At 69.9% G+C, this 24,165-nt stretch carries 21 protein-coding genes; 10 read left to right on the top strand and 11 right to left on the bottom strand.

The window, feature by feature from the left end:
* Window positions 1-36: 36 nt before the first annotated feature.
* The gene (locus tag D9R14_RS02580) at window positions 37-1,245 is read left to right on the top strand and encodes a pyridoxal-phosphate-dependent aminotransferase family protein (RefSeq protein ID WP_121621704.1); all 1,209 of its coding nucleotides are present in this window, start codon (window positions 37-39) and stop codon (window positions 1,243-1,245) included.
* A gap of 1,402 nt (window positions 1,246-2,647) precedes the next feature.
* Here D9R14_RS02580 and glyS read toward each other — a convergent pair.
* The 3 genes from glyS to D9R14_RS02565 form a co-directional block, all read right to left on the bottom strand.
* A complete protein-coding gene (gene glyS / locus D9R14_RS02575; RefSeq protein ID WP_121621703.1) occupies window positions 2,648-4,999 on the bottom strand; it encodes a glycine--tRNA ligase subunit beta in 2,352 nt (783 codons plus the stop codon).
* Between the two features lie 111 nt (window positions 5,000-5,110).
* The gene (locus D9R14_RS02570; RefSeq protein ID WP_121621702.1) at window positions 5,111-5,713 is read right to left on the bottom strand and encodes a cysteine hydrolase family protein; all 603 of its coding nucleotides are present in this window, start codon (window positions 5,711-5,713) and stop codon (window positions 5,111-5,113) included.
* The gene (locus tag D9R14_RS02565) at window positions 5,710-6,645 is read right to left on the bottom strand and encodes a glycine--tRNA ligase subunit alpha (RefSeq protein ID WP_121621701.1); all 936 of its coding nucleotides are present in this window, start codon (window positions 6,643-6,645) and stop codon (window positions 5,710-5,712) included. The genes D9R14_RS02570 and D9R14_RS02565 overlap by 4 nt, the downstream gene beginning before the upstream one ends.
* 200 nt (window positions 6,646-6,845) lie before the next feature.
* On the opposite strand from D9R14_RS02565, the gene D9R14_RS02560 reads away from it, so the two are divergent.
* Window positions 6,846-7,217 carry a hypothetical protein gene (locus D9R14_RS02560; protein WP_121621700.1) on the top strand — a complete coding sequence of 124 codons (372 nt, stop codon included), beginning with the start codon at window positions 6,846-6,848 and terminating at the stop codon, window positions 7,215-7,217.
* 74 nt (window positions 7,218-7,291) lie between these two features.
* Here D9R14_RS02560 and D9R14_RS02555 read toward each other — a convergent pair whose 3' ends face one another.
* The 8 genes from D9R14_RS02555 to D9R14_RS02520 all read right to left on the bottom strand — a co-directional run bounded on the left by D9R14_RS02555 (window position 7,292) and on the right by D9R14_RS02520 (window position 16,091).
* Entirely contained in the window at window positions 7,292-8,380 is a 1,089-nt protein-coding gene (locus tag D9R14_RS02555; protein WP_121621699.1) for a TRAP transporter substrate-binding protein, read from the bottom strand.
* Window positions 8,381-8,527: 147 nt separating this feature from the next.
* Complete coding sequence (locus D9R14_RS02550; RefSeq protein ID WP_121621698.1) at window positions 8,528-9,643, bottom strand: Mrp/NBP35 family ATP-binding protein; 1,116 nt, start codon at window positions 9,641-9,643, stop codon at window positions 8,528-8,530.
* A 229-nt stretch (window positions 9,644-9,872) separates the two neighbouring features.
* A complete protein-coding gene (locus D9R14_RS02545) occupies window positions 9,873-10,706 on the bottom strand; it encodes a universal stress protein (protein ID WP_121621697.1) in 834 nt (277 codons plus the stop codon).
* Between the two features lie 115 nt (window positions 10,707-10,821).
* Window positions 10,822-11,718 (bottom strand): carboxylating nicotinate-nucleotide diphosphorylase, encoded by an 897-nt coding sequence (gene nadC, locus D9R14_RS02540; RefSeq protein ID WP_245420491.1) that lies wholly within the window; start codon window positions 11,716-11,718, stop codon window positions 10,822-10,824.
* Between the two features lie 12 nt (window positions 11,719-11,730).
* Window positions 11,731-13,290, bottom strand: coding sequence for an L-aspartate oxidase (locus tag D9R14_RS02535; protein ID WP_121621696.1), 1,560 nt, complete (start codon window positions 13,288-13,290; stop codon window positions 11,731-11,733).
* A complete protein-coding gene (gene nadA / locus D9R14_RS02530) occupies window positions 13,287-14,270 on the bottom strand; it encodes a quinolinate synthase NadA (RefSeq protein ID WP_121621808.1) in 984 nt (327 codons plus the stop codon). Before nadA ends, D9R14_RS02535 begins: the two co-directional genes overlap by 4 nt.
* A 60-nt stretch (window positions 14,271-14,330) precedes the next feature.
* Window positions 14,331-15,371, bottom strand: coding sequence for an NUDIX hydrolase (locus tag D9R14_RS02525; RefSeq protein ID WP_245420489.1), 1,041 nt, complete (start codon window positions 15,369-15,371; stop codon window positions 14,331-14,333).
* 96 nt (window positions 15,372-15,467) lie between these two features.
* Window positions 15,468-16,091 (bottom strand): TetR/AcrR family transcriptional regulator, encoded by a 624-nt coding sequence (locus D9R14_RS02520; protein ID WP_121621695.1) that lies wholly within the window; start codon window positions 16,089-16,091, stop codon window positions 15,468-15,470.
* Between the two features lie 279 nt (window positions 16,092-16,370).
* Here D9R14_RS02520 and D9R14_RS02515 point away from each other — a divergent pair, with 279 nt between their 5' ends.
* The 8 genes from D9R14_RS02515 (at window position 16,371) to D9R14_RS02480 (ending at window position 24,117) form a co-directional block, all read left to right on the top strand.
* Entirely contained in the window at window positions 16,371-16,943 is a 573-nt protein-coding gene (locus D9R14_RS02515; protein WP_210210792.1) for an OsmC family protein, read from the top strand.
* Between the two features lie 63 nt (window positions 16,944-17,006).
* Window positions 17,007-18,128: an acyl-CoA dehydrogenase family protein gene (locus D9R14_RS02510; protein WP_121621694.1), complete on the top strand. Its 1,122-nt coding sequence runs from the start codon at window positions 17,007-17,009 to the stop codon at window positions 18,126-18,128.
* Between the two features lie 86 nt (window positions 18,129-18,214).
* Entirely contained in the window at window positions 18,215-19,069 is an 855-nt protein-coding gene (locus D9R14_RS02505; protein ID WP_121621693.1) for a sulfurtransferase, read from the top strand.
* Between the two features lie 23 nt (window positions 19,070-19,092).
* Window positions 19,093-19,704 (top strand): 2-hydroxychromene-2-carboxylate isomerase, encoded by a 612-nt coding sequence (locus D9R14_RS02500; protein WP_170168453.1) that lies wholly within the window; start codon window positions 19,093-19,095, stop codon window positions 19,702-19,704.
* Window positions 19,701-20,879, top strand: a complete 1,179-nt coding sequence (locus D9R14_RS02495; RefSeq protein ID WP_121621691.1) for an NAD(P)/FAD-dependent oxidoreductase — start codon at window positions 19,701-19,703, stop codon at window positions 20,877-20,879. Before D9R14_RS02500 ends, D9R14_RS02495 begins: the two co-directional genes overlap by 4 nt.
* Window positions 20,880-20,950: 71 nt before the next feature.
* Window positions 20,951-22,315, top strand: a complete 1,365-nt coding sequence (locus D9R14_RS02490) for a CmpA/NrtA family ABC transporter substrate-binding protein (RefSeq protein ID WP_121621690.1) — start codon at window positions 20,951-20,953, stop codon at window positions 22,313-22,315.
* A 3-nt stretch (window positions 22,316-22,318) separates the two neighbouring features.
* On the top strand, window positions 22,319-23,161 hold the full coding sequence (gene ntrB / locus D9R14_RS02485) for a nitrate ABC transporter permease (protein ID WP_121621689.1): 843 nt from the start codon (window positions 22,319-22,321) through the stop codon (window positions 23,159-23,161).
* A 26-nt stretch (window positions 23,162-23,187) separates the two neighbouring features.
* Window positions 23,188-24,117, top strand: a complete 930-nt coding sequence (locus D9R14_RS02480) for an ABC transporter ATP-binding protein (protein ID WP_121621805.1) — start codon at window positions 23,188-23,190, stop codon at window positions 24,115-24,117.
* Window positions 24,118-24,165 lie beyond the last annotated feature (48 nt).

Genomic DNA, 24,165 nt, shown 5'->3' with positions numbered 1-24,165 from the left:
CAGAAGGGAACCACCCCTCATTCGGAGGCCCGCCTCATGCCGTCCAACACCGCCCGCGTCGCGGGCCGACATTTCCTGCAGATCCCCGGTCCGACGCCGGTTCCGGACCGCATTCTGCGCGCCATGGACATGCCGGTGCTCGACCATCGCGGGCCGGAGTTCCAGAAGCTCGGCCGGCGGGTGCTGGAAAACGTCAAGACCGTGTTCAAGACCCGCGCGCCGGTCATCATCTACCCGGCCTCGGGCACGGGCGCATGGGAGGCGGGGCTGTCCAACTGCCTGTCCCCCGGCGACAAGGTGCTGATGTACGAGACCGGCCATTTCGCCACGTTGTGGCGCAACATGGCGGTCAAGCTCGCGCTCGACCCGGTGTTCATCGGCTCCGACTGGCGCCAGGGCGCCGACCCGGAGGCCATCGGCGCGGCGCTCGCCGAGGACAAGGCCCACGCCATCAAGGCGGTGTGCGTGGTGCACAACGAGACCTCCACCGGCTGCGTGTCGCCCATCGCCAAGGTGCGCAAGGCCATCGACCAGGCGAATCACCCCGCGCTGCTTCTGGTGGACACCATCTCCTCCCTCGCCTCCATCGACTATCGCCACGACGAATGGGGCGTGGACGTCACGGTGGCGGGCTCGCAGAAGGGGCTCATGCTGCCGCCGGGCCTGTCCTTCAACGCGGTGAGCGACAAGGCGCTGGCCGCCGCCAAGGCCTCGCGCAGCCCGAAGCTGTTCTGGTCGTGGGAGGAGATGCTGCCCGCGAACCGCGCCGGCTACTTCCCCTACACCCCCGCCACCAACCTGCTCTACGGCCTCGATGCGGCGATCGACATGCTCCACGAGGAGGGGCTTGAGAACGTGTTCGCCCGCCACGACCGCCATGCGGCGGCGACGCGCGCGGCGGTGGAGGCCTGGGGGCTTGAGGTGCTGTGCCGCGTGCCGGAGCACTATTCCTCTTCGCTCACCGCGGTGCTGGTGCCGGACGGGCATGACGCCGACGCCTTCCGCGCCCGGGCGCTGGAGGCGTTCGACATCTCGCTCGGCACCGGGCTGACCAAGCTCGCGGGCAAGGTGTTCCGCATCGGCCATCTGGGCGACACCAACGACCTCACCATCCTCGGCGCGCTCGCCGGGGTCGAGATGGGGCTGGAGCTGGCCGGCATCCCGCACAAGAAGGGCGGCGTCGCCGCCGCCATGGCCCACTTCACCGCCGCCGCCCGGAGCGCCTTGCCCCGCGCCGCGGAATAGCGCCCGGCGGACGCGCGGCCCCATCAAGCCGCCGTCATGCTCCGGACAAGCCGGGGGATGACGGCGGTGAAAAGGGTGGGGGCGCGCGCAACCGGGTCCCAAGGCGACCCTGCAAAGCCGCCGTCATGCTCCGACTTGATCGGAGCATCCATTGCGCCTCCCGGCGTTGCGCCCGGTCGCCGAATGGGCCCTCCGGTCAAGCCGGAGGGCGACGGCAGGGAGGGGGCGGCGACGGCGGGGAGCGCGGATGCAGGGGCTGAAACCCCCGACGCGGATCCCACGGACTTCCCCCCAACCGCCGTCATGCCCTGGCTTGTCCGGGGCATCCACCGGGCCGCGAGCGGGCGTCCTAAAAATGAATCGCCGGCCCGGACGCGGCGTGGATCCCCCGGACAAGCCGGGGGATGACGGCGGTGAGAAGAGGGGGGCGCGCGCAATCGGGTCCCACGGCGGCCTGAAAAGCTGCCGTCGTGCTCCGACTTGATCGGAGCATCCATTGCACCCTCCCCAAGACGCGCCCGGTCGCCGAATGGGCCCTCCGGTCAAGCCGGTGGGCGACGGCAGGGAGGGTGGACGCGCAAGGCGGAAGCCCCACACGAGGAACCTTCAACCGCCGTCATGCCCCGGCTTGTCCGGGGCATCCACCGGGCCGCGAGCGGGCGTCCTAAAAATGAATCGCCGGCCCGGACGCGGCGTGGATCCCCCGGACAAGCCGGGGGATGACGGTGGTGAAATGAGTGGGGGCGCGCGCAACCGGGTCCCACGGCGGCCCCGCTAAACTGCCGTCATGCTCCGACTTGATCGGAGCATCCGTTGCGCCCCCCCAAGACGCGCCCGGTCGCCGAATGGGCCCTCCGGTCAAGCCGGGGGATGACGGTGGTGAAAAGACGGGGGGCGCGCGCGATCGGGTCCCACGGCGGCCTGAAAAGCTGCCGTCATGCTCCGACTTGATCGGAGCATCCATTGCACCCTCCCCAAGACGCGCCCGGTCGCCGAATGGGCCCTCCGGTCAAGCCGGAGGGCGACGGCAGGGAGGGTGGACGCGCAAGGCGGAAGCCCCACACGAGGAACCTTCAACCGCCGTCATGCCCCGGCTTGTCCGGGGCATCCACCGGGCCGCGAGCGGGAGTCGCGCAGACGAAGCGCCGGCCCGGACGCGGCGTGGATCCCCCGGACAAGCCGGGGGATGACGGCGGTGAAAAGGGTGGGGGCGCGCGCAATCGGGTCCCAAGGCGGCCTGAAAAGCTGCCGTCATGCTCCGACTTGATCGGAGCATCCATCGCACCCTCCCCACGGCGCGCCTGGCCGCAGAATGGGCCCTCCGGTCAAGCCGGAGGGCGACGGGGCGCGGGAGGGCGGCGGCAGCGATGCGATGCCGGCGGGCCGGCCGCGCGGGGGGACGTCAGCCCTGGATCAGGTCGAAGTCGGCGATGGTACGGGTGGCGGCGCGGATTTCGTCCAGGAGCTTCAGGCGGTTCTCGCGCAGGGCTGCATCCTTGTCGTTCACCGTGACGGCGTCGAAGAAGGCGTCCACCGGGGCGCGCAGATCGGCGAGCGCGGTCATGGCGGCGGCGAAGTCCTCCGCCGCCACGGCCTTGGTCACGCGCGCCTTCACGTCCTCGATGGCGGCGGCGAGGTGCTCCTCGGCCGGCTCCTTGAGCAGCGCGGCATTGGTGGGGCCGGTGAAGGCGCGGCCGTCCTTCTTCTCCTCGATGCGCAGGATGTTCACCGCGCGGCGATAGCCGGCCAGCAGGGTCTTCCCGTCCTCGGTGTCGAGGAAGCGGCCCAGCGCCTCCACGCGGCGCACCACCAGCAGCAGATCGTCCTGCCCTTCGAGGGCGAAGACGGCATCCACAAGGTCGTGCCGCGCGCCGCGGTCACGGAGATAGACCTTGAGGCGGTCGGCGAAGAAGGCGAGGAGGTCAGAGTCTAGATTACTCCATGAAAATACACGAGAAACAGTGTCGGGATTTTTCACAACTTCAAGATAAAGATTGCCATTTTTTTCAACCTTAAAAGCCTTGGCTGAAAATATTTCATCGAAAATATCCAAATCAGTGCTAGCCGCGTGTATAAAAGGCCAATCGCTGAATCCGATGCCATCTGAAGCGTATTCAGGAATAACGGAATAATCTCCTCTTGAATTCAAGACGTATGGAACACGTATATTGTTATCAAAATTAAAATAGCTATTAATTTTCCAAAGGCGGAAAATTTCTCCGGCCTCTAAAATAGTTTCTCGCAACCTCAACTTGAGTCCATTCTCCAGCACAATCCGGATCACCCCCAGCGCCGCCCGACGCAGCGCATAAGGGTCCTTGCTCCCGGTCGGCTTCTCGTCGATGGCCCAGAAGCCGACCAGGGTGTCGATCTTGTCCGCCAGCGCCACCGCCACGGAGACCGGCGCGGTGGGCACGCGGTCGTTCGGCCCCTGCGGCTTGTAGTGATCCTCGCAGGCGGCGGCGACCTCGGGGGGCAGCTTCTCGCCCTCGGCGTAATAGCGGCCCATGAGGCCCTGAAGCTCGGGGAACTCGCCCACCACTTCCGTGAGCAAATCCGCCTTGGCCACCAGGGCGGCCTCCTCGGCCAGAGCCGCCGGCGCGCCGACCTTCGGCGCCAGTTCCACCGCGAGGCGGCGGATGCGCTCGATGCGCTCGGCCTGCGAGCCCAGCTTCTCGTGAAAGGTGATGTGCGCGAACTTCGGCAGGCGGCTGGCGAGGCCGTTCACCCGGTCCGTGTCCCAGAAGAATTTCGCATCCGACAGCCGCGCCCGGATCACCCGCTCGTTGCCGGCGACGATGGCCTTGCCGCCGTCGCTGGCGACGAGGTTCGACACCAGCAGGAAGCGGTTGGCGAGGCGGCCCGTCTCGGGGTTCCTCAGCACGAAGCACTTCTGGTTGGCGCGGATGGTGGCGCGGATCACCTCGTCGGGGATGTCGAGGAAGCGCTCTTCGAACGACCCCATGAGCACCACGGGCCATTCCACCAGGCCGCACACCTCGTCCAGAAGGCCCTCGTCCTCCACCAGCTCCAGCCCGGCGGCGAGCGCGAGGTCCTTGGCGTCGTTGAGGATGATCTGCTTGCGGCGGTCGCGGTCGGCCACCACCTTGGCGGCTTCCAGCTTCGCCATCCAGTCGTCGAGCCGCTTCACCGTGAACGGCGCCGGCGCCATGAAGCGGTGCCCGCGCGTGACGTTGGAGGCCTCGATGCCGTCCACCGAGAAATGCACCACCTCCGGCTCGTCGCCCTCGGCGCCGAAGGTCGCGACGATGGAGTGCAGCGGGCGCACCCACTTGAGCGAACCCGGCTTCGCGCTGTCCGGCCCCCAGCGCATGGATTTCGGCCAGGGGAAGCTGCGCACGATCTCGGGGATGATCTCGGCGATCACGTCGGGCGTCGGCAGGCCCTTCTTCTCGATCACGGCGACGTAGAAGTCGCCCTTCTTCGGGTCGCTCTGGATCGTCGCCTGATCGATGGAGGAAAGCCCCGCGCCCTTCAGGAAGCCCTGGAGCGCGGCCTCGGGCGCGCCGACGCGCGGACCCTTCTTCTCCTCCTTCTGGTCCGCCTGCCGGCCCGGCAGGCCGTGCACCGAGAGCGCGAGGCGGCGCGGCGTCACGAAGGCCTTGGCGCCCTCATAGATGAGGCCGCGCTCCACCAGCTTGTCGGTGACGAGCTTGCGCAGCGCCTCCGCCGCCTGCGCCTGCATGCGGGCGGGAATTTCCTCGGAGAAGAGTTCAAGCAGAAGGTCGGGCATGGTCTCGGGCTCGTCGCCTTATCGGCGGGCCGGCGCGCGGGGCGCAGGCGGGCAAAGGTTCTGGCCGTGCTCTAGTGCGTTTGCGCCCCCGCGTCGAGGGCGCCGCCGCCCTCAGCGCAGGGCGTCGGCGCGCACCACGAAGGCGAAGCGGTCGGCGATCTCGGCGAGCGCCGTGCGGTGCACCTGCTCCGCCGGGATGTCGGCGCCGCCCAGCGGGTCCGGCAAGGCGCGGGTGGCGCAGGCATCGCCGACGACGAACGAGGCGAAGCCGAGGTCGAGCGCCGCCCGCGCCGTGGCGCTGACGCACATATGGGTCATGAAGCCGGCAAAGACGATCTCGCCGCGGCCGGTCGCGCGCAGCAGGTCGATGAGGGTTGTGCCGGCAAAGGCGTTCGGCAGCCCCTTCTCCACCACCGCCTCGCCGGGCGCGGGCAGAGCCGGGGCGGCGAAGCCGAAGCCCTGGCCCTCGGGGTCGAACGGCCCGCCGGAACCGGCCTTGCCGCGATGGGCCACATGGATCACCGGCGCGCCCGCGGCGCGGGCGGCTTGGAGCACGCGGCCCAGTGCGTCCAGCGCGGGGGCGATGCCGGCGAGCGGCACGAGGCCATCCACATATTCGCGCTGGGCGTCGATGACGACGAGGGCCGCGCGGGCGAGGTCCGGCGTGCGTGCCGGCGCGCCGGCCATCTGGAGCAGGGTGCGGGCGCCGCTCATGCCGCTTCCCTCCCGCCTGCATCGGTCTTCAGCCAGGCGGCGCCGCAGGCCTTGGCCAGTTCGCGCACGCGCAGGATGTAGCTCTGGCGCTCGGTGACGGAGATCACGCCGCGCGCGTCCAGCAGGTTGAAGACGTGCGAGGCCTTGATGCACTGGTCGTAGGCGGGCAGCACCATCTGGTGGGTGTCGCCCTTGTCGCCGAAGGCGAGGTATTTGCGGCAGGCGGCCTCGGCCATGCGGAACTGCTCGAACAGCATGTCGGTGTCCGCCGCCTCGAAATTGTGCCGGGAATATTCCTGCTCGGCCTGGAGGAAGACGTCGCCATAGGTGGTCTTCTCGTCGCCCTCGCGGCCGTTGAAATTGAGGTCGTAGACGTTCTCGACCCCCTGCACATACATGGCGAGGCGCTCCAGGCCATAGGTCAATTCGCCTGCGACGGGGGCGCACTCGAAGCCCGCAACCTGCTGGAAATAGGTGAACTGCGAAACCTCCATGCCGTCGCACCAGCACTCCCAGCCGAGGCCCCAGGCGCCCAGCGTCGGGCTCTCCCAGTCGTCCTCCACGAAGCGCACGTCGTGCAGCCTCAGGTCAATGCCGATGGCCTCCAGGGACTTGAGGTACAGCTCCTGCAGGTTCTCGGGCGACGGCTTCAGGATCACCTGGAACTGGTAATAATGCTGCAGCCGGTTGGGGTTCTCGCCGTATCGCCCGTCCTTGGGCCGGCGCGAGGGCTGCACATAGGCCGCCTTCCAGGGCCGGGGACCGAGCGCGCGCAGCGTGGTCGCCGGATGGAACGTGCCCGCGCCCACCTCCATGTCGTAGGGCTGGAGGATGACGCAGCCCTGGTCCGCCCAGAAGCGCTGAAGCGTCAGCAGCAGGGCCTGGAAGGAGCGGTCGGGCCGCATGTGCGGCGGCAGGGCGGGGTCGGTCATGGTGCTCGCGGTGGTCGTCCGCCGGCAGGTCGGCGGCAAAACGGGGACGGCAGGCGCCGGCGCGCGGTCACGCGCGGCGCGACCCTAGTTTCGCGGCGCCCGCGGATCAAGCGCCGCTCGCGCCGGCCCATGGCCGCGCTCACGCGAACCATCCGGCCGCTGCGGTGTTGACCATGCATCACCAGCAAGGGAGCCGAGGAATGAAACGTCTTCTCGTGGCAGGCACCGTTCTCATCGCCAGCGCCGGCATGGCCATGGCGCAGTCGAAGCCCAATGCCAACACCTCCACCGGACCGGCGATGGAAGGCGGCCGCACCCAGGCGACGCCGGGTGGCAGCGCAGTCGATCCGAGCGCCGCGCCGGCCAATCCGATCCCGAACACCGCCCAGCGGCCGAGCGGGCACTCCGGCGGTGCCGTCGAGGCCGGCAAGAACCAGGCGACGCCGGGCGCCAGCGGCGGGACGGACATGAACCCGACGGGTTCGGTCAACCCGCGCCCCTCGACCCCCGCGCGTCCCGACGCCCATAGCGGCGGCGCGATCGAGGGCGGCAAGAACCAGGCGCGCCCGTAACCTGCGGCGGACGGAACGAAAGCGGCCCCGGAGCACGTGCTCCGGGGCCGCTTCGACGCGTGCGGTCAGGGGCGTCAGCCGCGCGAGCGGGCGCGCACCATGTAGTCGTCGTAGTTGAACTCGGCGATCTGCCACCAGGTGTAGGCGTTGTTGCGGAATGCCTTGAGGTCGTTCCACACCTTGCCGAACTTGGGGTTCTCGGTCGACAGCTTCTCGTAGATCTCGTGCGACGCCTTGTAGGCCGCGTCCATCACGTCATTGGGATAGCGGCGCAGCTGGGTGCCGCTCTTCACGAGGCTCTGGATGGCAACCGGGTTCTTGGCGTCGTAGCTCGCCAGCATGCTCTCGTTGGCGCGCGCGCAGGCGGCGGTGAGGGCGTGCTGGTAGAGCGGCGGCAAGCTGTTCCACTGCGCGGTGTTGAAGAAGAAGTTGAGGGCCGCGCAGCCTTCCCACCAGCCGGGATAGTAGTAATACTTGGCCACCTTGAAGAGGCCGAGCTTCTCGTCGTCATAGGGGCCGACCCACTCGGCGGCGTCGATGGTGCCCTTCTCCAGCGCCGGGTAGATGTCGCCGCCGGCGAGCTGCTGCGGCACCACGCCGAGCTTGGCCATCACCTGGCCGCCCATGCCGGCGATGCGCATCTTCAGGCCGTTGAGGTCGGCGACGGTCTTGATCTCCTTGCGGAACCAGCCGCCCATCTGCCCGCCGGTGTTGCCGCCCGGCAGCATGGTGACGTTGTAGTCCTTGTAGAACTCGTTCATCAGCGTCAGGCCGTTGCCGAACAGGAACCAGGCATTCATCTGCCGGGTGTTCAGGGCGAACGGGATGGCGGTTCCCATGCCGAAGGTGGGGTCCTTGCCGACGTAATAATAGGACGCCGAGTGGCACATCTCGACGGTGTTGTTCTGCGTCGCGTCCAGCGCCTGCAGGCCGGGCACGATCTCGCCCGCCGCGAACACGCGGATCTGGAACTTGCCGTCGGTCAGCTCGGAGACGGTCTTCGCCATCAGCTCGGCGGCGCCGTAGATGGTGTCGAGCGACTTCGGGAAGGACGAGGTGCAGCGCCACTTCACTTCCGGCGCGGACTGCGCGATGGCGGGCATGGCGACCGAGGAAGCGGCGACGCCCGCGGTGGCGGCGGTGAGGAATTCACGGCGTTTCATGAAGGGAGGCTCCCTAGACGATTTTGGCCGCGCACGCGGGCGCAGGACGCGCGGGCGGGCGGCATCCCACACTTCTAGTGCGCCCGTCCCCGATAGGGAAGCATGCGTGCCGGTACAACCTTAGTCGTAGAGGCGCGCCCGCTGCGCCTATTCGATCACGATGCGGGGAGCCTTGCGGGCCGATCCGCTGGCGCGCTCGATCGCCGCCTTCACCTCGCGCGCCACCGCGCGGTAGGCGCCGGCCTCGGCGCTCTGCGGGTCCGCCACCAGCACCGGCAGGCCGGCATCCGACATCTCGCGGATGCGCATGTGCAGCGGGATCTCGCCGAGGAACGGCACGCCGAGCTTGTCCGCCTCCTGGTGCGCGCCGCCATGGCCGAAGATCTCCGAGCGCCCGCCGCAGTGCGGGCACACGAAATAGGCCATGTTCTCCACCACGCCGAGGATCGGCACGTTCACGCGCTGGAACATGGCGACGCCGCGCCGGGCGTCGATCAAGGCGAGGTCCTGGGGCGTGGAGACGATCACCGCGCCGGTGAGGTTCACCTGCTGCGCCATGGTGAGCTGGGCATCGCCGGTGCCGGGCGGCATGTCCACCACCAGCACGTCGAGCGGCCCCCACTTCACCTCGCGCAGCATCTGCGAGATGGCGGACATGACCATGGGCCCACGCCAGATCATCGGCGTCTCCTCCTCCACGAGGAACCCGATGGACATCAGCTGGAGCCCGAAATTCTCCAGCGGCAGCATGGTCTTGCCGTCCACCAGCTCGGGCTTCTGGGCGACTCCCGACAGACGCGGCACCGAGGGGCCGTAGATGTCGGCGTCGAGCAGGCCGACCTTCAGGCCGAGGTCGCGCAGGCCGAGCGCGAGGTTGATGGAGAGCGTCGACTTGCCGACGCCGCCCTTGCCGGAGGCGACGGCGATGATGGACTTGACGCCCGGCACCTCGATGGCGCGGCCGGGCGCCGGCGCGCCGGGAGCGGGCGGCGGCGGGCCGGGGCGGGCCGCGGCCTTGCGCTCGGCAGTGAGCGCCACCAGAGCCGAGGTCACGCCGGGCACGCTGCGCGCCGCCGCCTCGGCCTCCCCGCGCACGTTTTCCCACGCCCGCGCCTGGGCCTCGTCGATATTGATCGACAGATAGACCTTGCCGCTGGTGACCACGATGCCGGCGAGCGCCGGCGAGGCGGAAAGCGGCACGCCTTCGGGCGTGCGCACCTTGGCGAGGGCGCTGCGCACGAGGTCTTCGGTCACGTCGGGCATCGTCGTCTCCCTCGGGCTGCCGCCGTGCTGGCAATAAGGCGGGCCGGGCGGCACCCGGACATCAATGCCCCTGCTTCGCACGGGTTCGCGCCGATGCAAAGCCCCTGCCGGGGCCGCGTGGTCCGTCGGGAGATATGGCGCGCGCAGGCGTCAAGCGGGCAACGGGCCGGGAGGCCGGGCATTCCGGCCCGCGTCGCTTCTGCGCGCGGGGCGTCCTGCGCCGCGGCCGTCAGTGATAGATGAACAGCGGGCAGGGCGGGTTCTCCACCAGCTTCACGGTGCTGGAGCCGAACAGCATCTCCTTCAGCCCGTGACGGCCGTAGCTGCCCATGACCAGGGTGTTGGCCTTGTGCGCCTCCGCCTCCAGCCGCAGCACCTCGGAGGGGTCGGCGCGGGTCGCCAGCGGCAGTTCGCTCGCCTCATAGCCGTGGGCGCGCAGATAGGCGCCGGCGGCGACCGCCATCCGGGCCGCCTGCTCGCGGCTCGGATCGATGCTCACCACCTGCGCCGGCTGGCCGCGGCCGGTGCCGAGCAGCACGAACATCTGCAGCGCCCGCATGGCCGGCAGGCTGCCGTCATAGGCGATCAGGTTCCCCACACCTTCCGTCGCCTCGTCGCCGCAGACCACCACCGGTCGCGGCGTCTTGGCGAGGAGCGATGAGAGCAGGTCGGGAAGCGGCGTGGAGAGCGTGCCCTGGAATGCGGTGTCGCTGCCGGTCACCAGCATGTCGCGGGTCTCGGAAGCGGCCACCAGCGCCTCCATGGGATCGCCCTCGAAGGAGAGCCAGTCCAGCGGCATCCCGTTGCGGGCGCATTCGGCCTCGAAGGCCGCATGGAGGCGCACCTGCCCGGCATCGGCATCCGCGCGCATGCCCTGCTCCAGCTTGATCTGGAAGGAGGCGGTGCCGGCCCGGCCGAGGGTGGGCAAGCGCAGCGCGGCGAGGTCGATGCCGGCGAGGCCCGACAGGCTCGCCCCGCTCGACCGCGCCTGGCGGAAGGCAAAGGCGCGCGCCGCCACCGAGGGGGCCGATTCGCCGAGCAGAACCAGGATGCGCTTGAGCATGTCGTCTCCCTCCGGGGCGGTACCGCGCCGGTTCGGCGCATTGGACCGGGCGACTTTAGGGAAGCACCCACCGAAGGCAACCGACTGGATCAAGTGCACCCGGTCCGCCGTGCCCTCAATCCGCGAAGTCGAGCCCGAGGTCGAGGATCGGCGCGCTGTGGGTGAGCCAGCCCACCGAGATCAGGTCCACCCCGCTGGCGGCAATGGCCGGGGCGCTCTCGCGGGTCACCCGGCCGGAGGCCTCGGTGAGCATGCGGCCGTCCACCATCTTCACCGCCTGCGCCAGCGTCTCGGGCGTCATGTTGTCGAGCAGAACCGCGTCCACCTTGAGCGGAAGCAGCTCTTCGAGCTGGGCGAGGGTGTCCACCTCGATCTCGATCTTCACCATGTGGCCCACCTGGGCGCGCAGGCGCTCATAAGCGGGGCGGATGCCGCCGGCGATGGCGATGTGGTTGTCCTTCACCAGCACCGCGTCGTCGAGGCCGAAGCGGTGGTTGGAGCCGCCGCCGGCGCGCACCGCGTATTTCTCCAGCGCGCGCAGGCCGGGCGTGGTCTTGCGGGTGCAGGCGATGGCCGCCTTGTGGCCCTTCACCGCCTCCACCAGCCCGGCGGTGGCGCTGGCGATGCCCGAAAGGCGGCACAAGAGGTTCAGCGCGGTGCGCTCGGCGGTGAGGATGGCGCGCGCCGGCCCCTCCACGGTCGCGACCAGCGCGCCCGGCGCCAGCGCGTCGCCGTCGCGCGTGGCGGGGGTGAAGGCGACTGCGTCATCCATCAGCGTGAAGGCGAGGCGGGCGGCGTCGAGGCCGGCGAGCACGCCCGCCTGCCGGGCGCGCAGCTCGGCGCGGGCGCGCGCGCCGGCGGGCACCACGGCATCTGAGGTGAGGTCGCCGGCGCGGCCGAGATCCTCCAGCAGCGCCATGCGCACGATCGGCTCGACCATGATGGCGGGGAGCGGGGAGAGCGTGCGGGAGGCGAGGGGGGCGGTGATATGGGCATTCATGTGGGCGTTCATGGCGGCAGGCCTTCAGTGCGAGAGCGCGAGCGCGGCGTGGGCGCGGGCGGCGCTCAGGGCGGCATCGAGGGTGAGGCGGGTATGGCGCGCCTCCGCGGCGCGGCGGAGGTGATCGGTGCGCCAGTGGGCGCCGCGGCTTTCGCGCCGCTCCAGGCCGGCGAGCGCCATGACGAGGCCGACGAGCGCGGCATCGCAGTCCGGACCCGCACTCTCGGCGAGCGGCAGCAGACGCGCGGCGGCGCAGGCGAGGCCGTCGCCGTCGCGCGCCACGCCGAGATGGCGCGACAGGACGGGCCGCACGGCTTCGGCGCCGGGCCGGGGCGCGGCCGCCGGTTCCGGGCGTGGCCGCGGCGCCGAAGCGGGGGCACTGGCCATGCTCGTTGCCGCCTCGCGGGCGCACACCACCGCCTCCAGCAGCGAATTGCTGGCGAGCCGGTTGGCGCCGTGGAGCCCGGTGGAGGCGACCTCGCCCACCGCCCACAGCCCGGGAACCGAGCTGCGGCCGGCGCCGTCCACCTCGACGCCGCCCATATGGTAGTGCGCCGCGGGACGGATCGGCAGGAGGTCGCGCGCCGGGTCGAGCCCCGACGCCTGGCACAAGGCGGCCACGGCGGGAAAGCGCGCCGCGAAGCGCGGCCCGAGGCTGGTGCGGGCATCGAGATAGACCTGCCGACCGGCTTCAAGCTCGGCCCACACCGCGCGGGCCACCACGTCGCGCGGCGCCAGTTCGGCGCCGGGCGTGCCGGCGAGGAAGCGTTCGCCGTGGTCGTTCACCAAGAGCGCGCCTTCCCCGCGCACCGCCTCGCTGACCAGCGGCAGGCCGCCCGAACCGGCGCGGCCCACCGCCAGAGCGGTGGGATGGAACTGCACCATCTCCATGTCGCGCAGCACCGCGCCTGCGCGCGCAGCGAGGGCGAGGCCCTGGCCGAAGGAGGCGGGGGGATTGGTGGTGTCGGCGAACAGCCCGCCGAGGCCTCCGGTGGCGAGCGCGACGCGCGCGGTCTCCAGCACGAAGCCGCCCTTCGGGCCTTCCGCCAGCAGGCCGGCGATGCGGCCGTCCGCCACCAGGAGGCGGCGCGCCTCGGCGTGCTCGATCACCGTGACGGAGGGGGTGCGGCGCACGGCGGCGGCGAGCGCCCGCACCAGCTCGCGCCCGGTGCCGTCGCCCGCCGCATGGGCGATGCGGCGGCGGCTGTGGGCCGCCTCCAGCCCGAGCGCGATGCGGCCGTGGATGTCGCGGTCGAAGCGCGCGCCGAGGTCCATGAGGTCGGCCACCGCGTCCTTGGCGCGGGAGAGGATGCGCCGCGCGGCGGCCGCGTCCACCAGCCCGTCGCCGGCGGCGAGCGTGTCCTCAAGGTGCAGTCCGGCGTCGTCGTCCTCGCCGAGGGCTGCGGCAAGGCCGCCTTGCGCCCAGGGGCTGGAGGCGAGCTCGCCGAGCGGCGCCTTGGTGACCAGCACCACCTTTTCGGGTGCGAGGAACAAAGCGGTGGCGAGCCCGGCGAGGCCGCTTCCCACCACCACCGGCCGGCCGGCGAGATCGGCGAACGCTGCGCCGCCCGCGACCGCGGTCACAGCGCCAGCATCCGCGTGACCGAGGCGCGGGCGCGCTCGGCGAGCGCGGGGTCGATGGTGACCTCGTGGAGATTGTCCTCCAGCGCCGCGCGGATGTTCTTGAGCGTGATCTTCTTCATGTGCGGGCAGAGGTTGCAGGGGCGCACGAAGTCGATGTCGGGATACTTCACGGCGACGTTGTCGCTCATGGAGCATTCGGTGAGCAGCACCACGCGCGCCGGGCGCCTGTCGCCCACGAAGTCGGCCATGGCGGCGGTGGAGCCGGCGAAATCGGCCTCCGCCACCACGTCCGGCGGGCATTCGGGATGCACCAGCACGGTGACGCCCGGATGGCCGGCGCGCAATTCGCGCACGTCCTGCGCGGTGAAGCGCTCGTGGACCTCGCACTGGCCGGCCCAGGCGATGATCTCGACGTCGGTCTCGGCCGCGACGTTCTTCGCCAGGTACTGGTCCGGCAGCATGATGACCTTCGGCACGCCGAGGCCTTCCACGATCTTCTTCGCGTTGCCCGAGGTGCAGCAGATGTCCACTTCCGCCTTCACTGCGGCGGACGTGTTGACATAGGCGATCACCGGCACGCCGGGATGGGCGAGCCGCATCAGGCGGACGTCGGCGGGGGTGATGGAATCGGCGAGCGAGCAGCCGGCCCCGGCGTCCGGGATCAGCACCGTCTTGGACGGGTTCAGCAGCTTCGCCGTCTCGGCCATGAAGTAGACGCCGGCGAGCACGATCACGTCGGCTTCTGCCGTCACCGCCTCGCGCGCCAGAGCCAGGCTGTCGCCGACGATGTCGGCGACGCCGTGGAAGATTTCCGGGGTCTGGTAGTTGTGGGCGAGGATCACCGCATTGCGTTCGCGCTTCAGGCGCCAGATCGCCTCCACGTCGTCGGCGAACAGCGCCCAGTCGGTGGGCGGCACCACGCGGCGGACCTTCTCATAGAGCGCCTGGGTGCGGGCGAAACTGTCGGGAAGCGCGAGCATCATAACTATACTCACATTGAGCATATATCCAGCATATGCTTATCCTGAGCATAATCCCTGTCAAGTGCGTGTGAGAGGAACTTTCGTGCCCGCCACCGCCCGCTCGGCCACGACGCCGTGGCGGAAGCGGAAGAGTTTCGCAGGCCGGCCAACGGCTTCCGAGGTGGTGGCGCCGGTCTCCTCCACCAGTTCCTGCTGCTCGACGAGGCGGCGGAAATTCTGCTTGTGCACAGCACGCCCCGCCAGCGCCTCCACGCAGCGCTGGAGCTGCAGCAGCGTGAAGGTGGGCGGCATCAGCTCGAACACCACCGGGCGATACTTGATCTTGGCCCTGAGGCGGGCGATGCCGGTGGCGAGGATGCGCCGGTGGTCGGCGAACATGGCGCGCCCGGCCAGCGCCTCGCCGGGCAGTACCTCGCCCGGCTTGGCGCCGCTGCGGCAGCTCTCCGCCACAAGGCCGGCCTCATAGAGCAGTTCGTAGCGCTGCAGTGCCAGTTCGTCGTTCCAGGCGTGGCCGTCGAGGGCGAAGGTCACGCGCGCCCGCTCCAGCCGCTCGGCGCGCTTCGGCCCTTTCTCGGCCTGCGCCCATTCGTGGAGGCGCGGCGCGATCACCTTGCCGATCACCGCCGGCGCGCCGGCGCGGTGGTCCTCCCAAGGGAAATAGTCGTACCAGGAGCGCCACCCGCCCTCGGACGGCTCGCGCTCGCGGGTGAGGCCGAGATAGGAGATGGAGATGGTGCGCGCCTCGCTTTCCCCGCCGGAGCGGTCCGGGCCGGCGAAGCCGGTGCGGTCCTTGTCGGCAAAGGTGTAGAGCTGCTCCACATAGCCGAGCGGGTGGTGGGTCTGCTGCTCCACCCAGTCGCGCAGTCCCGCCTGGAGCGAGCGGTGCGCCAGCTCGAACGGGCCGGAAGGCAGCGCGCGGCCCTCGTCGAGCGTCATCACCCGCGGCTCGCCCCCGGCCACCGCCACCAGCACGGCGGTCAGCTCCACCTTGACGGCATGCTCCGCCCGGCCGGCGTGCGGGGGCGCGTTGGGGGTGGCGTGCTCCGGTCCCGCGGTCTGCGCCGTGTTCGTCGCCCGGCCGCGCTTGGCGCTCGACATGAAGCTCCTGGAATGTCTGCCCGGTGGGGTTCGAGGGGCCGCTGACCCGCTGATAGCACAGGCGTCCGGGGCGCGGAACGCGCTGTTGGTCGAAGCTCAGGCGGCCTCGGCGGCGAGTGGGCGCAGCAGCGCGTCCGCGGTCTCGCCCGCCAGCAAGGCGACGTTCGCGTCCTTGGTGATCATGGCGGCGACGATCGCCCCGTCGATGAGCAGGCCCAATTGGTGGGCAAGCCCGCCGGGATCGCGCGCCCCCGCCTCCTCGGCCAGCTTGCCGAGGGTCTCCAGCACCACCTTCTTGTGGGCAAGGGCGATCTGGCGCATGCGGTCGTCGCGCTTGTCGGTCTCCGCCACCGCATTGATGAAGGGGCAGCCGAAGAAGGCGTCGTCGCAGAACCACTGCCGCAGCACCGGGAAGATGCGCCTGAGGCGCGCCACCGGCGCCGCCTCGCCCCGCGCCAGCTCGCCGAGGAACCAGTCGCGCCAGGCCTGGCCCTCGCGCTCCAGCACCGCTTCCACCAGCTTTTCCTTGGAACCGAACGTCTTGTAGAGCGTCGCCTTGGCGGTGCCGGCCTCGGCCACCACCGCATCCACCCCCACGGCCGTGATGCCGTACTGGCAGAACAGCCGCGTGGCTGCCTCGATCAGGCGCTGGCGTGCGGAGGCGTCGGCGCCCTCCTGCGGGGTGCTCCTGGCCTTGTGGGGATTGAAGGTGACCGTCATCTGCCTGGACCCACTGTCTCGGTGTCGTCCTGCCCGTTCCGCGGGCAATTTTTGACTGCGGACCGCCTTGATGCCCGATCGGTAGGCAGAAAGACAGACCTGTCTGACTGATTCATGCGAGGATCATGCCGGATTTCCGCGGGCGCCGCGAGCCTCAAATCCAGCCGATACCATGGAAATTCGCCGATCCGACATGTCCGCGCGTCAGTGCGGTCGGCTTGGCATGGTCTCTGCATTAGACAGACCGGTCTGTCTTTAGACGCGCCCAAGGAGATCGAGATGTCAGCACCCCAGACCGCCCTCACGGGCTGCCTCATGCCGGAGCAGACCGCGCCCACCGGCTGCCTCGCCCCCATCGACAAGGACGGCCTTGAGAAGCTCATCGCGGCCGGCAAGGCGGACCCCAAGGTCATCAAGACCCTGAAGTGCAAGACCGTGGCCGAGGGCCGCTTCCGGCACGCCAACTATATCCGCAACCTCGCCCCCTACATCGTCGACGAGCCGCCGGGCCTGCTGGGCGACGACACCGCGCCGAACCCGTCCGAGGCCTCGCTCGCCGCTCTCGGCTCCTGCCTCGCGGTGGGCCTGCACGCCAATGCGGTGCATCGCGGCTGGACCGTGCGCAAGCTGGAGCTCCAGCTCGAAGGTGACCTCAACATCACCGCCGTGTGGGGCACCGGGGACGTGAGCGAGAAGCCGGTCGGCTTCACCGACGTGCGCGTCAAGGTCGACATGGAATGCGACGGCGTGCCGAAGGAGGACGTGGAGGCCCTGATCTCCCACGTCACCAAGTGGTCGCCCGTTGCCAACACCTTCGTGCGCCCGGTGAACCTGGAAGTGGCGCTGGGCTGAGGCTTGCCGAGAGAGTGCGGCCGGCCCCCCGGCCGGCCGCCTGCCGAACCTGGAGAGATCCGCATGCTCGCCACGACCCTCGCCCCTTCCGCGTCCGCGATCCCGGCTGAAGCCTCGCCCGCCGAGGTGCTCACCGAGGTGGCCCGCATCTGCGCGTCCGACCTCGCGCCGGCCGCGCGCGCCATCGACGAGGGCGCGTATCCCGGCGACATCCTGCGCCGCTTCGCGGCCGCCGGCGCGTTCGGCCTGCATGCCCGGGCGGGCGGCGCGCTGAACGATGCCGTCGCCGCCATGACGACCATGGCGCAGACCTGCGTCTCCACCGGCTTCATGGCGTGGTGCCAGAACACGCTCGCCTGGTACCTGATGATGTCGGACAACGCCGCGCTGCGCGCGCGCCTGCTGCCGAAGGTGGTCAGCGGCGAGGTGCTCGGCGGCACCGGCCTGTCCAATCCCATGAAGTCGTTCTTCGGCATCGAGACGCTGAAGCTGCGCGGCACCCGCGTCGAGGGCGGCTACCGGGTCAAGGGCCTGCTGCCGTGGGTGTCGAACCTCGGCCCGGACCACTTTTTCGGCGCCGTGTTCGCGCTGGAGGGCCGCGAGGGCCAGCCGGTGATGGCGCTGATCGACTGCGCCGACCCGGCGGTGACGCTCAAGCCCTGCGAGCCGTTTCTCGCCATGGACGGCACCGGCACCTACGCCGTGCAGGTGCGCGACCTGTTCATCCCCGACGACCTGGTGCTGGCGCACGAGGCCATGCCGTTCGTGAAGAAGATGCGCGCCGGCTTCATCCTGCTCCAGGCCGGCATGGCGTTCGGCCTGATGCGCGACTGCCTCGCCATGATGGGCGAAGTGGACGGACCGCTCGGCCACGTGAACCGCTATCTGCCCATGCAGGCGTCCGATCTCGCGAACGAGATCGAGGCGCTGGAAGCGGAGGTCGCGGCGCTCTGCGCGAGCGTGGACGACCCGTCCCCCGGCTTCTTCCGCCGGGTGGTGGCGGCGCGCCTCGCCGCCGGGGATGCGAGCGTCGCGGCGGCCAATGCGGCCATGCTCCATTGCGGCGCGCGCGGCTATGTGGCCGCCCACCGCTGCCAGCGGCGCCTGCGCGAATCCTACTTCGTCGCCATCGTCACGCCCGCCACCAAGCAGCTGCGCCTGATGCTCGACCAGCTTCCGGCCTGACCCGCCGGCAGACGAAACGGGGCGCAAAGCCCCGGCCAACAATGCCTTCCCAGCCGCAATCGTTCGTTTTCCGAGAGGGGATCACCATGACCGTTCTCATTTCGCCGACCGAGCTTTCCGACCTGATGGCCGCCGCGCCCGCCGTGATCATCGATACCCGTTCGCCCGATGCCTATGCCGCCGGCCACATCCCCGGCGCGGTGAACCTGCACGAGATCTTCACCTATCTCGCCACCTCGACGCCCGAGGGCTTCGCCGAGCTGAAGGCCAAGTTCGCCGACGCCTTCGGCAAGGCGGGCCTGTCCGGTAGCGAGACGGCGGTGATCTACGAGCAGTCCATGAATTCCGGCTTCGGCCAGTCGTGCCGCGGCTATTTCCTGCTGACCTTCCTCGGCTATCCCAAGGTCAAGGTGCTGCACGGCGGCCTTGCCGCCTGGACCGCCGCCGGCCTGCCGCTCTCCACCGAGGCGCCGGCCCCTAGCGCGGCCGCCTTCCCGGTGGACGAGGCGGCGGGCGAGGTCATCATCGATATGGAGGCGATGCTGGAGGCGGTCTCCGACCCGGCCATCGCCAAGCTCGACGTGCGCGACGTGGACGAGTGGATCGGCGAAAGCTCCTCGCCCTACGGCAAGGATTTCTGCCCGCGCAAGGGCCGCATCCCCGGCGCCAGGTGGATCGAGTGGTACCGCATGATGAAGCCGACCGCCGAGGGGCCGCGCTTCAAGTCCTCGGCGGAGATCATGGCGGAGTGCGCCAGCGTCGGCATCACCGCCGAGACGCCGGTCTACCTCTACTGCTTCAAGGGCGCGCGCGCCTCCAACACCTTCCTCGCGCTCAAGGAAGCGGGCGTGAAGGACGTGAAGATGTACTTTGGCTCCTGGAACGAGTGGTCGCGCGACCCGAGCCTCCCGATCGAGGAGGGGCATCCGGCGGCGACCTGACAAGCGCAAGGAGGAGCCGCGCCGTGCCCAAGATCACCTGCTATTTCAGCCCCCAGTCCGGCTATGCCTATCTGGGGCACGCGCGCGTGCGGGCCATCGCCCGCGCCCACGGCGCCGCCATCCAGTGGCGGCCCGTGGACATCATGAAGGTGTTCGCCGCGGGCGGCTCCACCGCCCCGGCCAAGCAGTCGCCCCAGCGCAACGCCTACCGCAAGCAGGACATCGTGCGCTGGGCCAAGGCCGCCGGCGTCCCGATCAATACCGAGCCGAAATTCTGGCCCACCGACACCCTGCCCGCGTGCCGCCTGATCGCCGCCGCCATCGCGGCCGGGGAGGACCCCGCCGACCTCATCGGCGCCTGCCTTGCCGCCGTGTGGGCGCGCGACCTCCAGATCGCCGACCCTGAGGTGCTCTACCAACTCGCTGCCGAAGCCGGGCTCGACGCCCTTGCGCTCGCCGAGCGCGCCGCGGCGCCGGAAACCGCCGCCTTGGTGGAGGCCTATACCGCCGAGGCGGTGGAGAAGGGCGTGTTCGGCTCGCCCACTTATGTCATCGGCGCGGACGTGTATTTCGGCCAGGACCGCCTCCACTTCGTCGAGGCGCAGCTCGCGGCGATGAAGGAGGCGGCCCAATGAGCGCGCCCTTCGTCATCATCGGCGCCGGCCAGGCCGCCGCCCAGGCCGCCGTCTCGCTCCGCGCGGAAGGCTATGGCGGCGAGATCGTCATGCTCGGCGACGAGACCCATCTGCCCTACCAGCGCCCGCCGCTCTCCAAGGCCTTCCTCGCCGGCGAGATGAGCGCCGACCGGCTGGAGCTGAAGGCGCCGAACTTCTATCCCGACAGCGGCATCGACGTGCGCCTCGGCACCCGCGCCGTGCGCCTGCTGCCTGCCGAGAAGGCAGTGGAGACCGATGGCGGCATTCGCATCCCTTATGAGCGGGCGCTGATCGCCACCGGTACCCGCGCCCGCGCCCTGCCGGTGCCGGGGGCGGATCTTCAAGGCGTGTTCTCCATCCGCACCATCGACGACGTGGCCCGCTTCCGGGCGGCGGCGCAGGCGGGGGCGAAGCTGGTCATCGTCGGCGGCGGCTATATCGGCCTCGAAGTCGCGGCGAAGGCCAACAAGATGGGCCTCGACGTGACCGTGGTGGAGGGCCAGCCGCGCGTGCTGGCGCGCGTCGCCTGCGAGGACATTTCGCGCTACGCCGCCGGCCTCCAGCTCGCCCACGGCGTGCGGGTGCTGACCGCCACCGGCGTCGCCACCCTCACCGGCACGGATCGCGTGAGCGGCGTCGAGCTCTCCACCGGCGCGGTGCTGCCGGCGGACCTCGTGCTCTCGGCGGTCGGCGCGGTGCCGAACGTGGAGCTGGCGGCCGAAGCCGGCCTCGCCATCGAGAACGGCATCAAGGTGGACGCGGCGGCGCGCACCTCCGACCCCTGCATCTTCGCCGCCGGGGACGTCGCCTCGTTCCCGAGCGCGCTCTACGGGCGGCGCATCCGCCTGGAATCCGTGCAGAACGCCATCGATCAGGCCAAGGCGGCGGCAAAGTCCATGCTGGGCGGCGCCGTCGCCTACGATCCGGTGCCGTGGTTCTGGTCCGACCAGTACGACACCAAGCTCCAGATCGCCGGCCTGCTGGACGGTTTCGAGCGCACCGAGACCGAGGGCGACGTCGCCGCCGGGCGGTTCTGCGTGCGCTATTTCGCGGGCGAGCGGCCGATCGCCGTGTGCTCGGTGAACGATCCCAGGAGCCACATGCTGGCGCGCCGCGCGCTCGCCGCGCCCCTCGCCCAGGGGAGCGCCGCATGAGGCCTTCCCCAATGGCACGAGGGTTGCCTTCAAGAAGCCACCTCTGACACGCCACCGCGCAGGAGACCCTGATGTCGATGTTCTCGAACCCGTTCTCGCTGAAGTCGAAACTGGGCCGCTGCCTGTGCGGGCGCCATGCCACGCCGGAGGCGCACGCGGCGGCGGAGCGGGCGGCGGGGCTCGACGCGGAGACGCGCTACCGGGAGATCGTCGCCTCGGGCGTCATGCGCGCCATGTTCCCGCACGACGCCCAGCGCCGCGCCTTCCTGAAGGCGGTGGGCGCCTCCACCGCCGCGGCCGCGGTCGCCACCTTCTTCCCGCTCGGCACCGCCACCGAGGTGTTCGCCCAGACCGGCACGCCGGAGAAGACCGACCTCAAGGTGGGCTTCATCCCGATCACCTGCGCCACCCCCATCATCATGGCCCACCCCATGGGCTTCTATAAGAAACACGGCCTGAACGTGGAGGTGGTGAAGACCGCCGGCTGGGCGGTGGTGCGCGACAAGACCATCAACAAGGAATACGACGCCGCCCACATGCTGGCGCCCATGCCGCTCGCCATCTCCCAGGGCCTCGGCTCGAACCCGATCCCGTTCGTGGCGGCGGCGATCGAGAACATCAACGGCCAGTCCTTCACGCTCGGAATCAAGCACAAGGACAAGATGGACGTGAAGTCGTGGAAGGGGCTGAAGTTCGCCATTCCCTACGACTTCTCCATGCACAACTACCTTCTGCGCTATCTCCTGGCGGAGAATGGCATCGATCCCGATACCGACGTGCAGCTGCGCGTGGTGCCGCCGCCGGAGATGGTGGCGAACCTGCGGGCCGAGAACATCGACGGCTTCCTCGCCCCGGACAATGTCGCCCAGCGCGCGGTGTTCGACGGCGTCGGCTTCATCCATTCCCTGTCGAAGACCATGTGGGACGGACATCCCTGCTGCTCGTTCGCGGCCAGCAAGGAGTTCATCTCCACCATGCCCAACACCTATGCGGCGCTGCTGCGCGCCATCGTCGACGCCACCGGCTATGCCTCGAAGGCCGAGAACCGCAAGGCCATCGCCGAGGCGATCGCGCCCGCGGCCTATCTCAACGCGCCCCCGATCGTGCTGGAGCAGGTGCTGGTGGGCAAGTACGCCGACGGGCTCGGCAACATCAAGGACGACCCCAAGCGGGTCGATTTCGACCCCTTCCCGTGGGAGAGCTTCGCCGTGTGGATGCTCACCCAGATGAAGCGCTGGGGCCAGGTGAAGGGCGACGTGGACTACAAGACCATCGCCAACCAGGTGTTCCTCGCCACCGACGCCGCCAAGGTGATGAAGGAGATGGGCCTCACACCGCCCGCCACCACCTCCAAGAGCTTCTCGGTGATGGGCAAGGTGTTCGATCCGTCGAAGCCGGAGGAATACGTCGCCTCCTTCGCCATCAAGCGGGCCTGAGCCATGACCAAGAGCCTCGGCCTGCGGGCCGGCATCCTCTCGGTGGTGCTGTTCGTCGTCCTGTGCGCGGTCTGGCAGATCGCCGTCACCCCGAGCGCAAGCACGGGGCCGGCGCTCGATCCGGAATATGCCAAGCTCATGGGCATCTCCACCGCGGGCGCCCAGTCCGCCATGCCGGGGCCGCTCGACGTGGCGGGCAAGCTCTGGGACAACCTGAAGCGCCCGTTCTACGACAATGGCCCGAACGACAAGGGGCTGGGCCTCCAGCTCCTCTATTCCATCGGCCGCGTCGCCATCGGCTATGCCCTGGCGGTGCTGGTGGCGGTGCCGATCGGCTTCCTGATCGGCATGTCGCCGCTCGCCTACCGGGCACTCGACCCGTTCATCCAGGTGCTGAAACCCATCTCGCCTTTGGCCTGGATGCCGCTCGCGCTCTACACCATCAAGGACTCCTCGCTCTCGGCGATCTTCGTGATCTTCATCTGCTCGGTGTGGCCGATGCTGATCAACACGGCGTTCGGCGTCGGCGCGGTGCGCAAGGAGTGGCTGAACGTCGCCCGCACGCTGGAGGTGGGGCCATGGCGCCGCGCCTTCACGGTGATCCTGCCGGCGGCGGCGCCCACCATCCTCACCGGCATGCGCATCTCCATCGGCATCGCCTGGCTCGTCATCGTGGCGGCGGAGATGCTCGTGGGCGGCACCGGCATCGGCTACTTCGTCTGGAACGAGTGGAACAACCTGTCCATCTCCAACGTGATCGTGGGCATCCTCCTCATCGGCGTGGTCGGCATGGTGCTCGACCTCATCCTCGCGCGCCTGCAGCGGCGCGTGACCTTCCCGGAGTGAGCGCCATGGACACCGCGACCAACCGCATGAACGAGCGCTTCATCTCCATAGAGGGCATCGCCCGGCGCTATCCGGCGCCGGGGGGCGGGACGACCACCATCTTCGAGGACCTCTGGCTCGCCGTGGCGCGGGGCGAGTTCGTCTGCGTCATCGGCCATTCCGGCTGCGGCAAGACCAGCGTTCTCAACATCCTCGCCGGGCTGGAGGCGCCTTCCGAGGGGGTGGTGGTGGTGGACGGCCAGGCGATCGAGGGGCCGAGCCTCGACCGCGCCGTGATCTTCCAGGGCCATGCGCTGCTGCCGTGGCGCAGCGTGATCGGCAATGTGGGCTACGCGGTCTCCTCGCGCTGGCGCAAAGCCTCGCGCGCCGAGATCGAGGAGCGGGCGAAGCGCTTCATCGATCTCGTCGGCCTCAAGGGCAACGAGCTGAAGAAGCCGGCGGAGCTGTCCGGCGGCATGCGCCAGCGCGTGGGCATCGCCCGCGCGCTCTCCATCGAGCCGAAGATCATGCTCATGGACGAGCCGTTCTCGGCGCTCGACGCGCTCACCCGCGGCACGCTGCAGGACGAGGTGCGGCGCATCTGCACCTCCACCGGCCAGACCGTGTTCATGATCACCCACGACGTGGACGAGGCGATCTACCTCGCCGACAAGATCGTGCTCATGACCAACGGCCCGCAGGCCATGATCGCCGAGGTGGTGGAGAACCCGCTGCCCAAGGACCGCGCCCGCGACACCATCCACCGTGAAGGCGATTACTACGCCGTGCGCAACCACCTGGTGGACTTCCTGGTGGCGCGCTCCAAGACCTTCCGCGACGAGATGCCGGCGGGCTACGACCAGCGGAAGCCGCCACTGGTGCGCCCGGCCGGGAGCCTGCCGGTTGAGCCGGCGGCGCCCGAGCGTCCGGTGGCGAAAACCATCCCCTTCCCCTCCGTCGCCGGCGGCCGCGACTAGCCGCCGGGGGCGTCTTCTGCCCCGTCCAAGGTGGTCCAACGAAAAACG

Origin of the sequence: Xanthobacter tagetidis, from assembly GCF_003667445.1 — a bacterium.
Lineage (GTDB): Bacteria > Pseudomonadota > Alphaproteobacteria > Rhizobiales > Xanthobacteraceae > Xanthobacter > Xanthobacter tagetidis.
Note: the sequence above shows the minus strand (reverse complement) of the source record. Positions and strands in the feature narration are given on the sequence as shown.

Bases quoted from the DNA above. Each gene is read 5' to 3' on its own strand.
- D9R14_RS02580 (WP_121621704.1), top strand. From the start codon at position 37: ATGCCGTCCAACACCGCCCGCGTCGCGGGCCGACATTTCCTGCAGATC.
- glyS (WP_121621703.1), bottom strand. From the start codon at position 4,999: ATGCCCGACCTTCTGCTTGAACTCTTCTCCGAGGAAATTCCCGCCCGC.
- D9R14_RS02570 (WP_121621702.1), bottom strand. From the start codon at position 5,713: ATGAGCGGCGCCCGCACCCTGCTCCAGATGGCCGGCGCGCCGGCACGC.
- D9R14_RS02565 (WP_121621701.1), bottom strand. From the start codon at position 6,645: ATGACCGACCCCGCCCTGCCGCCGCACATGCGGCCCGACCGCTCCTTC.
- D9R14_RS02560 (WP_121621700.1), top strand. From the start codon at position 6,846: ATGAAACGTCTTCTCGTGGCAGGCACCGTTCTCATCGCCAGCGCCGGC.
- D9R14_RS02555 (WP_121621699.1), bottom strand. From the start codon at position 8,380: ATGAAACGCCGTGAATTCCTCACCGCCGCCACCGCGGGCGTCGCCGCT.
- D9R14_RS02550 (WP_121621698.1), bottom strand. From the start codon at position 9,643: ATGCCCGACGTGACCGAAGACCTCGTGCGCAGCGCCCTCGCCAAGGTG.
- D9R14_RS02545 (WP_121621697.1), bottom strand. From the start codon at position 10,706: ATGCTCAAGCGCATCCTGGTTCTGCTCGGCGAATCGGCCCCCTCGGTG.
- nadC (WP_245420491.1), bottom strand. From the start codon at position 11,718: ATGAACGCCCACATGAATGCCCATATCACCGCCCCCCTCGCCTCCCGC.
- nadA (WP_121621808.1), bottom strand. From the start codon at position 14,270: ATGCTCGCGCTTCCCGACAGTTTCGCCCGCACCCAGGCGCTCTATGAG.
- D9R14_RS02525 (WP_245420489.1), bottom strand. From the start codon at position 15,371: ATGTCGAGCGCCAAGCGCGGCCGGGCGACGAACACGGCGCAGACCGCG.
- D9R14_RS02520 (WP_121621695.1), bottom strand. From the start codon at position 16,091: ATGACGGTCACCTTCAATCCCCACAAGGCCAGGAGCACCCCGCAGGAG.
- D9R14_RS02515 (WP_210210792.1), top strand. From the start codon at position 16,371: ATGTCAGCACCCCAGACCGCCCTCACGGGCTGCCTCATGCCGGAGCAG.
- D9R14_RS02510 (WP_121621694.1), top strand. From the start codon at position 17,007: ATGCTCGCCACGACCCTCGCCCCTTCCGCGTCCGCGATCCCGGCTGAA.
- D9R14_RS02505 (WP_121621693.1), top strand. From the start codon at position 18,215: ATGACCGTTCTCATTTCGCCGACCGAGCTTTCCGACCTGATGGCCGCC.
- D9R14_RS02495 (WP_121621691.1), top strand. From the start codon at position 19,701: ATGAGCGCGCCCTTCGTCATCATCGGCGCCGGCCAGGCCGCCGCCCAG.
- D9R14_RS02490 (WP_121621690.1), top strand. From the start codon at position 20,951: ATGTCGATGTTCTCGAACCCGTTCTCGCTGAAGTCGAAACTGGGCCGC.
- ntrB (WP_121621689.1), top strand. From the start codon at position 22,319: ATGACCAAGAGCCTCGGCCTGCGGGCCGGCATCCTCTCGGTGGTGCTG.
- D9R14_RS02480 (WP_121621805.1), top strand. From the start codon at position 23,188: ATGAACGAGCGCTTCATCTCCATAGAGGGCATCGCCCGGCGCTATCCG.